Below are 13,614 nucleotides of genomic sequence, written 5' to 3'. Positions count from 1 at the left end.
CCCGGGCGGTTCAGGCGGGGAACGCGCCGGTGTCGAGCGTCAGGTCGAAGGGGTCCGGGACGTGGATCTCCTTGCCGAAGGGAACCTTGGTGATGCTCGTGTACCGGCCGCTCTCCGGATCGGAGAAGAGGGTGACCTCGCCCCTGCCGCTCTCCGGGTCCCAGCGGTCCACCAGCAGGTACAGGGGGATCCCGGCGTGCGCGTAGCCCCACAGTTTGGGCTCGCGGTCCTTCTTCGCGGTGCTCCTGGAGGTCACCTCGACCACGAGGATCGCATCGTTGACCAGATGTTCGGGGTCAGAGCTCAGCACTGATTCGGGTAGCACCATCAGGTCGGGGATGTACAGGCCGCTACGTAGTGGTACCCGCACACCAATGTTCTGGTAGACCTCAGCCCCACCGACCCCGCTTTCCCTGCGGTGGCACTCCAGAACGAGCCACTTGTGGATCAGGGTCACTATGTGGCCGTGTTCGAGGGAGGGGGGAGTCATGATCCTGATCGCGCCTTCGATGATCTCGGCCCGCCACCCTTCGGGCAGGTCCAGCTCTTCCCAGGCGCGCAACAGGACTTCCCAGTGAGACGGCGTGCTCAGCACGGTCTCCGATTCCGCGATGGTCATTGTCGCGATACCTCCAGTAGCTGAACGTAGCAACGCACGATCACCTGTGTGCTGGATTCAGCTTAACCGGGGCGCATCCGCCTCCGAGGGTTGTCCACAGAGGATTCCGGCGCTGCTGTAATGGGGCCATGACCGGTGAACACAGCAGTGAGACCCCCCCTCTGGACCGGGCCGCGATCACGGCCGCGGCGGTACGCCCCGGCGGGCTCTGGCGCAGCGTGGAGGTGGTGCCCGAGGCCGGTTCCACCAACACCGACCTGATCGCCCGCTCCAAGGAGGGGGCGCCCGAGGGCACCGTGCTGGCCACCGAACACCAGACCGCCGGAAAGGGGCGGCTCGGGCGCGGGTTCACCACCCCGCCGGGGGCCGCCCTGACCTTCTCCGTGCTGGTGCGGCCCGCCGTGCCGCCCGACTTCCTGGGCTGGCTCTCCCCGATGATGGGGGCGGCCGCCGTCGCCGCGGTCCGTCGACTGACCGGGGTCGGGGCCGTTCTGAAGTGGCCCAACGACGTCCTCGTGCCGGGGGAGGGGGGAGAGGGCAAACTCGCCGGGATCCTCGCCGAGGCCGACTTCTCCGACCCCGCGCGGCTCGGTGTGGTGGTGGGCATGGGCCTCAACGTCGCCCAGGAACGCGGGGAGCTCCCGGTGCGGACCGCTACCTCGCTGCGGGCCGAGGGCGCGTCCGGAACCGGCCGGGGCGCACTGCTCTCGGCGGTCCTGGCCGGGTTCGAGGAGCGCTACACGGCCTGGACCGGGGCCAGGGGGGACGCCGAGACCAGCGGACTGGCCGCCGAGTACCGGGACGTGTGCGTCACGATCGGACGCGGTGTCCGCGTCCACCTGCCCGGGGACCGGCTCCTGGAGGGCACCGCGACCGGTGTCGACGATCAGGCCCGGCTGCTGGTGACGGGCCCCGGGGGCGAACAGGCGCTCAGCGCCGGGGACGTCGTGCACGTCCGGCCGGGAGACTGAGACCGCCGAACGGGAACCGGGGCCGCGGGGCCCGGAAAGGTTGTCCACAGGGGAGAACTCGCCTCTCCCACACGGGGGCGCCCTGTGCCATTATCACCGTTATGGCTATCGCGGACCGCTACCTTTCCGACGACGAGGAACTCGTCCACGTCGCACGCCAGCACTGGACCGTCCTCGTGGGTGAGTTCGTGGCGCTCCTGCTGATCGTCGCGATCGTGGGCACCGCCCTCTTCTTCGTCCCCTGGAACGAGGAATGGGGTCCGATCGCCGGGGCCGTCGCGGTGGGTGTCGGTCTCGTTGCCGCGCTGGCCTTCTGGCTCGTCCCCATGCTGAGGTGGGCCACCACGGTCTACATCCTCACCAACCGGCGGCTGATGATACGGGAGGGCATGCTCTCCAAGCAGGGCCGTGACATGCCACTGACCAGGGTCAACGATGTTTCCTTCAATATCACGCTCTGGGAACGGATCATGCGGTACGGAACGTTGTCCATTCAGTCGGCATCGGAGCAGGAGGGCATGGTCCTCCAGCGGGTGCCCCGACCCCAGTGGTTCCAGTCGGAGATCTACCGCCAGGTCAACGTGGCCCAGCGGCCGGACTATCCGGATGGTCCCCAGGGCTGACCAACCGTCTCCGGTGACCCACGGCCCCCTGACCCGGAAGGCCGCGGGCGTAAGCTGGTGACGGATCCGACACCGCGCCCCCCCGGCCGGTGACAAAGAGATTGCTCCCCGCCGCGGCGGGGAAGGTCCCGTGAAAGAGAACGTATGCCGTCGCGTCCTGACCCGAAAGCGATCGAGTCCGTCCTGCTCGGTGGTGAAGCGGTCTACACCAGGGAACAGGCGGTCGAGCTCGCCGGAGCCGATCCCGAACTGGCCGGGCGCGTCTGGCGCGCCCTCGGCTTCCCCACCCTGGGTGACGACTCGATCATCTTCGCCGAGAGCGATGTCGAGGCGTTGCGTATCGCCAACTCCCTGCTCCAGGAGGGCATCCTCGACGAGGAGGGCGTGGTCCGGTTCGCCCGTGCCATGGGACAGACCATGGCCCGCCTGGCCGACTGGCAGACCAGCATCCTGAGCACGCTCATCTTCAAGGACGGCAACGACAGCGCTGCGGCCAGCCCCCTGATGAACCAGGTCAAGGAGCTCCTGCCGGACGTCGAGCGCCTGCTGCTGCACATCTGGCGCCGTCAGCTCGCGGCCTCCACCGCGCGCACCCTCGCCGTGATGTCCAACGGCCACGACATCGTGCCGAACTACTACCCGCTGATCGTGGGCTTCGCCGACCTGGTCTCCTTCACCACCCTCAGCCGTGAACTCGACGAGGTCGAGCTCGCCGGGGTCGTGGAGGGCTTCGAGGCCACGGCCGCCGACATCGTCGCCTCCGGCGGCGGGCGGGTCGTCAAGACCCTCGGCGACGAGGTCCTCTACGTCGCGGACTCACCGCTCCAGGCCGCCGACATCGCGCTGCGCCTGGCCTCCGGGGTCAAGACGCACGTGGAGGTCCCCGACGTCCGGGTGGGGGTCGCCTACGGGCCGGTGCTCACCCTGCACGGTGACGTCTTCGGCACCACGGTCAACCGCTCCAGCCGTCTCACCTCCTTCGCCCGCCCGGGCACCGTACTCATCGACGACGCGCTCGCCGAGAGCCTCGAAGAGGAGGAGGGGCTCCAGGTGGTCAAGGTCCGGGCCCGACACGCGCACGGCCTCGGACTCATCCAGCCCTACGCCCTGCGCCGCGACTTCGACGCCCCGAGCACCTGACCGGGAGGCCGGGCCGGAAGGACCCCGCCGCCCCGCCACAGGAAATTCCCCGACACCGGGGTGACCGGCGCGGAACGGAGTGTGCTCGGGGGGCCGGCGGGATAAGCTCGAAGCTCCAGCCCCCGTGAGACGTCAGGTGGTGAGCCAGTGAGTTCCCTTTCCCCCGTCCAGCGGCTACGTACTTCCGGAGTCCTCAGTGTGGAGGGCACCGAGTCCAACGTCGAGAACAACGTGTGGATCGTCGGCAACGACGACAGCGCGGTGGTGATCGACGCCTCCCACGACCACGAGCGCATCGCCCGGGGGCTCGGGGACCGTGAGCTCATGGCGATCGTGTGCACGCACGGGCACGGCGACCACGTCAACGCGGCGGTGGCCCTGGCCGAGCTCACGGACTCCCCGATCCTGCTCCACCCGGACGACGCCGAGCTGTGGCAGCAGGTCCACCCCTACCGCGAACCCGACGCCCCGCTGCTGCACGGCGAGGTGCTGCGTGCCGGGGACGTGGAGCTCACCGTCCTGCACACCCCCGGCCACACACCGGGCGGGGTCTCCTTCCACGCCCCCGAACTCGGCGTGGTCTTCAGCGGGGACACCCTCTTCCCCGACGGGCCGGGGGCCACCGGCCAGCCCTCGTCCGACTTTCCGACGATCATCGCGTCCATCCGCGACCAGTTGGCCACCCTGCCCGGAGACACCGTGGTGCACCCCGGACACGGTGACTCCACCACCGTCGCCGAGGCCGCCGCGCACCTGGAGGAGTGGACCAGCCGCGGCTTCTGAGCCCGGCACGGCCCGCACCCGAGCGCACGGGTCGGCGCCCGGGCTGCCCAGGGCCGCGGCCCGAAGGCGGACACCGCCTCTCAGGGCACCGGCAGCGGGTCGGCGGTCTCCAGGAACTCCGCCGGGACCCTGACCCCCAGGCGCGCCAGCCGACGCAGGTGGGTCCGGTGGCCGAACCGTTCACGCAGTACCTCGTGCCCGCGTTCGACCTGCTGCTCGTACCGCTCCCCGTCGGCCATCAGCGCCTCGATCTCGGCCCGGACCCCCGCGGGGTCGGTGTAGAGCGCCGCCGCGCCGAAGACGGGTTCGAAGGAGTGCGGCAGCAGGGTCGGCAGGCCCGCGGCGATGGCCTCCAGCGGTGCCCGCCCGAAGGGTTCGAGGTGGCCCTCCCTGGTGAAGTACACGTACGCGTCCAGACCGTGCAGGAAGTCGCGCACCTCCATGGAGTCGAAGCCGCGCACCCGCCAGTGGTCGGGCAGGACCCCCAGGACGCGCTCGGGCGCCTTCGCGCCGCCCAGGACGTGCGTCTCCCAGCCCGGCAGCCCCGGGTAGGCGGCGGTCAGCGCAGCCGGTTCCCCCGGCCACTTGTCCCGGTGGTCGCGCGAGTGCCGGCCGAGCAGGACCCGGCCGTCCGGGGTGCGCCGGGACTCCCGCTGCCAGGCGTCCAGGTCGATAATGTTGGTCCAGTCCTCGTCGGCCAGCGGTATCCCCGCCATCTCCGCGGCGTGGTGCGAGACCATCGCCTCGCGCACCCGCGGGCTGACCGGGTGCCAGGTGTGCTCCCCGAGCAGGCTCCGGAACCCCTCCGCGCAGCGGGCGACGTCCCACGCCTCGTTCCTGGCCTCCTCGACCCCGTAGCGCCGGAGCGGGGTCTGGTTGAGCACCACGATCCGACGTGCGGCCTCCACCGAGGGCAGTACGTCCAACGGTCGCTGGCCGATCAGGGGGAACCTGACCACGAGCAGGTCGCACCTCACCCGCTCGTCGGGGGCGACGAAACGGACGAGGTCGTTGTCCACGGCGGCCAGGACCTTGGGGTTGACACCCAGGGACTGGTCTCCGGACAGCGCCGGGTGGTGGACCAGGCCGGTACGCAGCCCCGCGCGCCGCTGGGCGGTGATCTCCTGGAGGTTGCTGCCGGTCGTGCCCCCGGGGAGCCGGAAGTCGGACATCACCACCACGTCGAAGTGCTGGGCGGGTGCGGGCGGACGCACCCGGGCGGTCAGCAGCAGGGGCACCCCCGACGAACCCCGGGCGTCCCGGGGAGCGGCCAGGTCGGCCAGGTGGGCGTGGTTGCGGGCGTGCTCGGAGCCCCCCGTGGCGCGGTGCCAGTTGGACAGGGTCTTGTGCGCTTCGGCCCGGACCCCGGGGCTGGCCCCGCCGTCCGAACCCAGGGCGCGGAGCTGGTCCGTTCCCAGGGTGCTGTACCCGGCCCAGAGCAGGTCCTGTGCGCTCGTCAGACGCTTCTCCGCTCGGGTCGGTGCGGGGCCCCGCTCCCGTAGGGACCGTTCCCGCAGGGCCCACCCCTCCACGGTCCGGTCCGCGCAGGAGTCGGCGGCCTCCTGGATCGTCTCCCGGAGCCGCTCGTCCCGCTTGCGCGCGTTACTCAGTTCGTCCCGATGTTCGCGGGCCATCCCGTCCAGCCGTGTGCGGACCTCTCCCAGCTCTTCGGACAGGTGCCGACACCGCTCCTCCACCAGACGCCCGGTCCCCAGAACCAGGAGGGCGAGCCCGGCGAAGGCCAGTGCCAGGGCGAGCCCCGGCGGACTGACGGCGACGGCGACGGCGACCAGCCCGACGGCGGCCAGCACGATCTGCTTGCGGGAAATCGACCTGAGCCTCATGTTGCGACCACGTTCCGCGTAGAGGATGGGTGCCTCCCGCGCGGGCCCGGTGGGGCACGCCGGCGGCGGGAGGGACCAGCTTCACCCAGTGGGCGGCGGGGGAGAAGCACCCCGGGTTCAGAGGAGGGTCGCTGACAGAGCGGGCGAAGCTGCCGATGTCGGATCAGTCGCGGTCGCCGGTCCCGTCCGGGAACCGGGCCCCCTCCCGGTCGGATTCGCCCGAGTCCCCGGCGGAGAGGAGGACCTCCAGGTCGGGGCCCAGGTCCTGGGGCGACATCGAGGACAGGTACCCGTTGAGGTGGTGGCGGAAGGCCTCCGCGGAGTGGGACGGTTCCACGTCCCTGCGCTGGGCCAGGGCCACCGTGCGCAGCAGCCGGGGCCGGGCCAGGGGGGTCCCGCGCAGCCCGGGGCGGTTGCGCAGCACCATGCTGGGCACCACCGCCAGGCCCAGCCCGGCCTCCACGAACCGCAGCACGGCGTCCATCTCGCCGCCCTCCACTGCCAGCTCCGGTTCGAAGCCCGAGGCCCGGCAGGCGCGTAGGGTGGCCTCGCGGACGTCGTACCCCCGGCGGAACATCACCAGGGGCCGTCCCTGGAGTTCGGTGATGCGCATCGAGGCCCGCCCGTTCGGCGAGGGCTGCGCGGTGGGGCTCGCCACCACCAGGTTCTCCCGCAGGATCGGCGTGGTCGAGAAGTCGGGGTCGCTGCTGTGCAGCGGGAGGATGATCAGGGCCATGTCCAGCTCGCCGCGGCCCAGGTCGCGGATGAGGTCGCGGGAACCGCTCTCCTCCACGTGGAGTTCGATGCCGGGGAAGCGGGTATGGAAATCGGAAAGCACGTCGGCCAGCAACCCGGCGCACAGGGACGGGGTGGCGCCCAGGCGGACCCGGCCCCGGCGGACCCCGGCGAGCTCGGCGACCTCGCGGCGGGCCGTCTCCAGGTCGGTGAGGATGCGTTGGGCCAACGGGAGCAGCGCCTCGCCGGCCGGCGTGAGTGTGATGTTTCCCCGAGCACGACTGAATAACGGCGCACCCAACTCACGCTCAAGGCTCCGGATCTGTTTGCTCAAGCTCGGCTGGGCGACGCTGGAAAGCTCGGCTGCGCGGGTGAAATGGCGCGTGCGGGCCACAGCGACGAAGTAGGCGAGCTGTTGGAACTGCATGATCCATAGCCTATGGCTATGGAGGCCAGGGTCCTGATGACTTGGACGTTGGACTTAACCCGAATTTAGAGTGGCAGGCTGTGGCGAACAGTACCTTGACCAAGAAGCGGTCTACGGCCTACGGGTCCACGGTGGCGCTCAAGTCAGCAATGGCGGCCTCCGGTGCGATCCTCGTGCTGTATTTGATCGCGCACATGTACGGCAACCTGAAAGTCTTCGCCGGCCAGGAGTCCTTCGACGGCTACGCCCACGGTCTCCGCGAGCTGGGCTACCCGATCCTGCCCGAAAGCGGCTTCCTGTGGATCTTCCGGATCGTGCTCCTCGCGAGCGTCCTGATCCACATCTACTCGGCGGCGGTTCTGACGATTCGCGCGCGTAGGGCCCGTGAGCACCGTTACGCGGTGCGCAAGCGGGTGCAGCGCACCTACTCCTCCTACACCATGCGCTGGGGCGGTGTGCTGATCGCGCTCTTCGTGATCTTCCACATCCTGCACCTGACGGTGAACGCGATCGCGCCCGGCGGCAAGTCCGACAGCCCCTACGAGCGGCTCGTGAACGGGTTCCAGCCCGAGTTCTGGTACGTGACCCTCTTCTACGTGCTGTCGGTCATCGCTGTCGGATTCCACCTGCGGCACGGCATCTGGAGCGGCATGGCCACTCTGGGAGCCAACAAGGCCAGCCGTCAGGGCAAGATCAACGCCGTCGCCGTGGTGATCGCGCTGGTCGTGACCGTCGGTTTCCTGCTTCCGCCCCTGGCGGTCACCTTTGGACTGGTGAGTTAATTGTCTGAGAACGACCTCTACATCGAGGGCGCCCCGATCCGCGACGAGAAGGCGCCCGAGGGACCGATCAACGAGCGCTGGGACAAGCGCCGCTTCTCGGCCAAGCTGGTCAACCCCGCGAACCGGCGCAAGCTCTCCGTGATCATCGTCGGCACCGGTCTGGCCGGTGCCGCCGCGGCGGCGACCATGGGCGAGGCCGGCTACAACGTCGTCTCGTTCTGCTACCAGGACAGCCCCCGGCGCGCGCACTCCATCGCCGCGCAGGGCGGCATCAACGCCGCGAAGAACTACCGCAACGACGGCGACAGCATCCACCGCCTGTTCTACGACACGGTCAAGGGCGGTGACTTCCGCTCCCGCGAGTCGAACGTCTACCGTCTGGCCCAGACCAGCGTCGAGATCATCGACCAGTGTGTGGCCCAGGGCGTGCCGTTCGCGCGTGAGTACGGCGGTCTGCTCGACAACCGCTCCTTCGGCGGTGTGCAGGTCTCCCGTACGTTCTACGCGCGCGGCCAGACGGGACAGCAGTTGCTGATCGGCGCCTACCAGGCGCAGGAGCGGCAGATCGCGGCGGGCACCGTTCAGATGAACACCCGCCACGAGATGCTCGAGGTCATCGTCGTGGACGGCAAGGCGCGCGGCATCATCGCCCGTGACATGGTCACCGGCGAGATCGAGACGCACTTCGCCGACGCCGTGGTCCTGGCCACCGGCGGATACGGCAACGTCTTCTTCCTGTCGACCAACGCGATGGGCTCCAACGTCACCGCCGCGTGGCGCGCCCACCGCAAGGGCGCGCACTTCGCGAACCCCTGCTACACGCAGATCCACCCGACCTGCATCCCGGTCAGCGGCGACTACCAGTCCAAGCTGACCCTGATGAGCGAGTCGCTGCGCAACGACGGTCGGATCTGGGTGCCCAAGGAGGGCGGCGACACGCGCGACCCGCGCCAGATCCCCGAGGACGAGCGCGACTACTACCTGGAGCGCATCTACCCGGCCTTCGGCAACCTGGTGCCGCGCGACATCGCGTCCCGTGCCGCCAAGAACGTCTGCGACGAGGGCCGCGGTGTCGGTCCCGGCGGTCTGGGCGTCTACCTCGACTTCGCCGACGCGATCGAGCGTCTGGGCAGGGATGCCGTCGAGGCCAAGTACGGCAACCTGTTCGACATGTACCAGCGCATCACCGGTGAGAACCCGTACGAGGTTCCGATGCGCATCTACCCCGCGGTGCACTACACCATGGGTGGCCTGTGGGTCGACTACGACCTCCAGAGCAGTATCCCGGGTCTGTTCGTGACCGGTGAGGCCAACTTCTCCGACCACGGCGCCAACCGCCTGGGCGCCAGCGCGCTGATGCAGGGTCTGGCGGACGGCTACTTCGTCCTGCCGAACACCATCAACGACTACCTGGCCGACGGCCCCTTCGAGAAGCTCGACGAGAGCCACCCCGAGGCCGTCAAGGCCAAGGAGGAGGTCACCTCCCGGATCGACAAGCTGCTCTCCATCAACGGTTCCCGCACCGTCGACTCCTTCCACAAGGAGCTCGGCCACATCATGTGGGACTACTGCGGCATGGAGCGCAACGAGGAGGGCCTGCGCAAGGCCATCGACCTCATCCGGGAGCTGCGCGCCGAGTTCTGGCGCGACGTCAAGGTGCTGGGCACGAACGAGGAGTTCAACCAGGCTCTGGAGAAGGCCAACCGCGTGGCCGACTTCCTGGAGCTGGGCGAGCTCATGTGCATCGACGCCCTGCACCGCCGTGAGTCCTGCGGCGGCCACTTCCGTGCCGAGAGCCAGACCGAGGACGGCGAGGCCCTGCGCCACGACGACGAGTTCGCCTACGTCGCCGCCTGGGAGTTCGGTGGCACGGACAGCAAGCCCGTGCTCCACAAGGAAGCCCTGGAGTACGAGTACGTCGAGATGAAGCAGCGGAGCTACAAGTGAACATCACCCTGCGCGTTTGGCGCCAGAAGGGCCGTGACGACGAAGGCCGGATGGTCACGTACAAGCTCACGGACGTCTCGCCGGACATGTCCTTCCTGGAGATGCTCGACGTTCTCAACGAGAAGCTCACGCTCGAGAACGAGGACCCGGTCGCCTTCGACCACGACTGCCGTGAGGGCATCTGCGGTGCCTGCGGTGTCGTGATCGACGGTGAGGCCCACGGGCCGGAGGTCACCACCACCTGCCAGCTGCACATGCGCAGCTTCAAGGACGGCGACACCATCACGGTGGAGCCGTGGCGGGCCAAGGCCTTCCCGGTCGTGAAGGACCTGGTCGTCGACCGGGGGTCGTTCGACCGCATCATCCAGGCGGGCGGCTTCATCAGCGCCCCGACGGGTACCGCGCCGGACGCCCACGCCAACCCGATCCCGAAGCCGGACGCCGACCGCGCCTTCGACGCCGCGACCTGCATCGGCTGCGGCGCCTGCGTGGCGGCCTGCCCGAACGCCTCGGGCATGCTGTTCACCGCGGCGAAGGTCACCCACCTCGGTATGCTCCCGCAGGGGCAGCCGGAGCGGGCCTCGCGTGTGGTGAACATGATCAACCAGCATGACGACGAGGACTTCGGCGGCTGCACCAACATCGGTGAGTGCGCCGCGGTCTGCCCGAAGGGCATCCCGCTGGACACTATCTCCCAGCTCAACCGCGACCTGCTGGGATCCCTCAGCAAGGGCATCAGCTGACCGGTGCCCGGTCCTGTGCACGGGCCGCGTCCCTCGGGGGCGCGGCCCGTTCGCGTGCGCGGCCGGACCGGCCGCCGCGATCAGCACGGCCCCACCCCTCCCGGAGGCGCCGACAGGGCGGTCAGGCGGCGGGGCGGAGCATGCAGTAGGTGAAGGGGAAGGACGGGTCGTCGACCACCCGCATGACGCGGAAGCCGTACCTCTCGTAATAGCCGATGTTGCTCGGGTTCATGGTCTCCAGGTAGACCGCGACCCCGTCCGCGTCGGCCTGGGCCAGGCCCGCGCGCAGCAGCGCCGACCCCACACCGGCCCCACGTGCCACGGGGTCGGCGCCCAGGGTGGCCAGGTACCAGTGCGGCTCCTCGGGGGCGGACGCCTTCAGCTCCGCGAAATAGCCCAGGACCTTCGGGAGCCGCCTCAGGCCCACCAGCGCGGCCAGGTGCGGCAGCGCCCGCAGCACGGTGGCCGCGCTCTCCGCGTTTTCCTCGGGAGGGGCCCACAGGGCCGCGCCGCGCACCATCCGGCGCCCCTCCTCCTCGGCCTCGAACACGCCGGCCCGGCCGTGGGGTACGTACTCGAACCCCGCCTCCAGGGCGCTCAACCGGACCGAACGCGCCATGCGCAGGTTCGGGTCCGGGAACAGCCACCGGAAGAGGGGGTCCTCGCAGAAGGCCCGGCCGAGCACCCGGGCCACCTCCGGGACGTCGTCCATGGTTGCGGTGCGGACCGATCCGACGGTGGTGGCGACGGGTGCCATACGCGCTGTCTCCCTCTTCCCGGGGCTCGTCACCGCTCATCTTAGATCACGGGAACATCACGGCGGGTGGTTTCCGGGAAGGGCCCGAGTGCCCCGGGAGCGCCGGGTCAGGAGGCCGGTCGGAGCAGGAAGTAGCTGGTCCCGACGTCCTGGTGCGGGACCTCGTGCACGCAGCGGAAACCGAAGTGCTCGTAGAAACCGACACTCTTGTCGTTGAGGGTCTGGGTGAACACCGGCAGGCCCCGGGAGTCGGCCTCGTCCAGCCCGGCCGTGAGCAGCCCGCCTGCCACCCCGGTGCCCTCGGCGCTCGGGTCCACCCCGAGCGCGGCCAGGTACAGATGGGGCTCCTGGGGGGAGGCCATCTTCCACTCGGCGAAGATCCGCACGAACGCGGCCAACCGGGCGCGACCGATCAGCGCACCCCAGTGCGGCCAGGTGCGCAGGGAGACCAGGGGTCCCTCGGGGTTGTTCGTCGGCTGGGCCCACAGCGCTGCGGCGCGGATCACCGGGGTGGCGCCGGCGGCCTCAGCGGTCTCGGCGACCCGGGTGTCACCCGCGGGGACGTAACCGAACCCGGCAGCCAGGGCGAAGAAGCGGCGGACCTTGGCCATCCGCGTCTCCTCGTCGGGGAAGAGCCAACGGAAGAGCGGATCGTCGTGGAGCGAACGGCTGAGCACCCGGGCCACCCCGGGAACGTCGTCGAGTGTGCTGGCACGGGCGGCGGAGGCGACGATCGGACTCATCCTGGCTGCTTTCTGGTAGGGGGCGTCCCGCTCATGGTAAGCGGGGCGATCACGGTTGCCGGGCGGCTGCCTCGGCGGCGACCGGCTGGTCGAACACGTGCGCACGGACCCAGGCGTGCATGGCCACGGCGGCCGCGGCACCGGCGTTGATCGACCGGGTCGACCCGAACTGGGCGATCGACAGCACGGCCGCGCACACCTTCCGCACCTCCTCCGACAGGCCGGGGCCCTCCTGCCCGAACACCAGGACGGTCTCGCGCGGCAGCGGATAGGTCTCCAGGGGGACCGCACCGGGCAGGTTGTCCACCCCGACCAGCACGAGGCCGCGCTCGGTGGCCCACTCCACCAGTGACTCCGTGTCCGGGTGGTGGTGGACGTGCTGGTACCGGTCGGTCACCATGGCGCCCCGCCGGTTCCAGCGGCGCTTGCCCACGATGTGCACGGCCGCGCAGCCGAAGGCGTTGGCGGTACGCACCACCGATCCGATGTTGAAGTCGTGTGTCCAGTTCTCCACGGCCACGTGGAACTCGTGTCGGACCGTGTCGAGGTCGGCGATGATCGCCTCACGGCGCCAGTACCGGTAGTGGTCGACGACATTGCGCCGGTCGCCGTTGGCCAGCAGTTCAGGATCGTAGTGCTCGCCCTCGGGCCAGGGGCCGGGCCACGGGCCCACACCGACCTCGCGCGCCTCGTCCTCCCCGGGAGTAGGGGCGGCGGGCGTCGCGGTGGCGGTTTCGGGCAGCACGGCGGCGGCCTCGGGTGCAGGGTGCTCGTTCATCGCCCCCCAGCTTACGAACCGTCCGGGGCCGCCCGAGCAGACCAGGGCTCCGTCCGGCCCGACCCGGCGCCCGACCGTGGACCGGTGAAGGCCCGGTGCCCCCAGGCGGAGGCCCCCGTGGGAGTCACGGCCCCGGGCGACGCCGGCCCTGCCGCCTCCGCCGGGTCACCAGCAGGGCCACGGCCCGCCAGCCGAGCATGGTCACGGCCAGGAACAGGGAGGTCACCAGTACGAAGGAGAACGGCGCCCCCTCCCCGCCGAGCAGGCGCAGCGGCATCGCGCCCGCGACCGTCACCGCCCACACCAGGACCCCGGTCGGCCAGATCCGGTCAGGTGAGCGCCACGCCAGGGTGACGACCCACCCCAGGGCCAACGCGATCAGGAACGGCCACGCGGTCCCGGCCACGGCAGCCGGAGCCAGGCCGGTCGCGTGGTCGGCCTTGCCCACCACGACGAAGACGAGCACGCAGAGCAGGTCGGCCAGCAGAGCCGCCAGCGGGGTGTACGAACGCATGCCACCAGGCTAGACCTGTCTTCTGCACCGCCTCGGCCGGGCTCGGGGGCGGCAGACGCGGCCCCGGGCCGGTCTGCGGCTGGGCCGGGGTGGAAACTGACAGTGACAGAGTGAACCGGCTAGGGGTTCGGGGCATCTGACCCTTCCGGACCGCCCCCGGCGCTCCCTGTGAATCCTCACCGTGTCCGGCGCTCCCTCGAACCCCCGA

General features: G+C 70.2%; 14 protein-coding genes. 7 read left to right on the top strand and 7 right to left on the bottom strand.

Annotated features, from left to right (window positions below; translation table 11 throughout):
* Positions 1–10: 10 nt before the first annotated feature.
* Complete coding sequence (locus tag ACUKCB_RS17105; protein WP_473036602.1) at positions 11–619, bottom strand: Uma2 family endonuclease; 609 nt, start codon at positions 617–619, stop codon at positions 11–13.
* A 128-nt stretch (positions 620–747) separates the two neighbouring features.
* On the opposite strand from ACUKCB_RS17105, the gene ACUKCB_RS17100 reads away from it, so the two are divergent.
* From ACUKCB_RS17100 to ACUKCB_RS17085, 4 genes are all read left to right on the top strand, one after another.
* Positions 748–1,590 carry a biotin--[acetyl-CoA-carboxylase] ligase gene (locus ACUKCB_RS17100; RefSeq protein ID WP_473036601.1) on the top strand — a complete coding sequence of 281 codons (843 nt, stop codon included), beginning with the start codon at positions 748–750 and terminating at the stop codon, positions 1,588–1,590.
* Between the two features lie 101 nt (positions 1,591–1,691).
* Positions 1,692–2,213: a PH domain-containing protein gene (locus ACUKCB_RS17095; protein WP_473036600.1), complete on the top strand. Its 522-nt coding sequence runs from the start codon at positions 1,692–1,694 to the stop codon at positions 2,211–2,213.
* Positions 2,214–2,357: 144 nt separating this feature from the next.
* Positions 2,358–3,353, top strand: a complete 996-nt coding sequence (locus tag ACUKCB_RS17090) for an adenylate/guanylate cyclase domain-containing protein (RefSeq protein ID WP_191268538.1) — start codon at positions 2,358–2,360, stop codon at positions 3,351–3,353.
* A 147-nt stretch (positions 3,354–3,500) separates the two neighbouring features.
* A complete protein-coding gene (locus tag ACUKCB_RS17085) occupies positions 3,501–4,136 on the top strand; it encodes an MBL fold metallo-hydrolase (protein WP_452546184.1) in 636 nt (211 codons plus the stop codon).
* An 80-nt stretch (positions 4,137–4,216) separates the two neighbouring features.
* Here ACUKCB_RS17085 and ACUKCB_RS17080 read toward each other — a convergent pair whose 3' ends face one another.
* Together ACUKCB_RS17080 and ACUKCB_RS17075 are read right to left on the bottom strand one after the other, a co-directional pair.
* The gene (locus tag ACUKCB_RS17080) at positions 4,217–5,980 is read right to left on the bottom strand and encodes a glycosyltransferase family 1 protein (protein WP_473036599.1); all 1,764 of its coding nucleotides are present in this window, start codon (positions 5,978–5,980) and stop codon (positions 4,217–4,219) included.
* A gap of 163 nt (positions 5,981–6,143) precedes the next feature.
* Entirely contained in the window at positions 6,144–7,142 is a 999-nt protein-coding gene (locus ACUKCB_RS17075) for a LysR family transcriptional regulator (RefSeq protein ID WP_473036598.1), read from the bottom strand.
* 131 nt (positions 7,143–7,273) lie between these two features.
* Here ACUKCB_RS17075 and ACUKCB_RS17070 point away from each other — a divergent pair, with 131 nt between their 5' ends.
* Genes ACUKCB_RS17070 through ACUKCB_RS17060 form a run of 3 tightly spaced genes read left to right on the top strand, consistent with a single transcriptional unit; the run spans position 7,274 to position 10,614 of the window.
* Entirely contained in the window at positions 7,274–7,924 is a 651-nt protein-coding gene (locus tag ACUKCB_RS17070; protein WP_473041046.1) for a succinate dehydrogenase cytochrome b subunit, read from the top strand.
* Positions 7,925–9,871 (top strand): fumarate reductase/succinate dehydrogenase flavoprotein subunit, encoded by a 1,947-nt coding sequence (locus tag ACUKCB_RS17065; protein ID WP_473036597.1) that lies wholly within the window; start codon positions 7,925–7,927, stop codon positions 9,869–9,871.
* A complete protein-coding gene (locus ACUKCB_RS17060; RefSeq protein WP_452546191.1) occupies positions 9,868–10,614 on the top strand; it encodes a succinate dehydrogenase/fumarate reductase iron-sulfur subunit in 747 nt (248 codons plus the stop codon). Before ACUKCB_RS17065 ends, ACUKCB_RS17060 begins: the two co-directional genes overlap by 4 nt.
* Positions 10,615–10,735: 121 nt before the next feature.
* Here the strand turns inward: ACUKCB_RS17060 and ACUKCB_RS17055 are convergent, their stop codons facing one another.
* From ACUKCB_RS17055 to ACUKCB_RS17040, 4 genes are all read right to left on the bottom strand, one after another.
* Positions 10,736–11,371, bottom strand: a complete 636-nt coding sequence (locus tag ACUKCB_RS17055; RefSeq protein WP_473036596.1) for a GNAT family N-acetyltransferase — start codon at positions 11,369–11,371, stop codon at positions 10,736–10,738.
* Positions 11,372–11,478: 107 nt separating this feature from the next.
* Positions 11,479–12,114, bottom strand: coding sequence for a GNAT family N-acetyltransferase (locus ACUKCB_RS17050; protein ID WP_473036595.1), 636 nt, complete (start codon positions 12,112–12,114; stop codon positions 11,479–11,481).
* A gap of 49 nt (positions 12,115–12,163) precedes the next feature.
* Positions 12,164–12,892 (bottom strand): TrmH family RNA methyltransferase, encoded by a 729-nt coding sequence (locus tag ACUKCB_RS17045; protein WP_473036594.1) that lies wholly within the window; start codon positions 12,890–12,892, stop codon positions 12,164–12,166.
* Between the two features lie 124 nt (positions 12,893–13,016).
* Positions 13,017–13,406: a DUF3054 domain-containing protein gene (locus tag ACUKCB_RS17040; protein WP_473036593.1), complete on the bottom strand. Its 390-nt coding sequence runs from the start codon at positions 13,404–13,406 to the stop codon at positions 13,017–13,019.
* Positions 13,407–13,614 lie beyond the last annotated feature (208 nt).

This window comes from Nocardiopsis moroccensis (assembly GCF_055763695.1).
The sequence above is the reverse complement of the archived record's forward strand: the minus strand, read 5'-3'. Positions and strand labels throughout refer to the sequence as shown.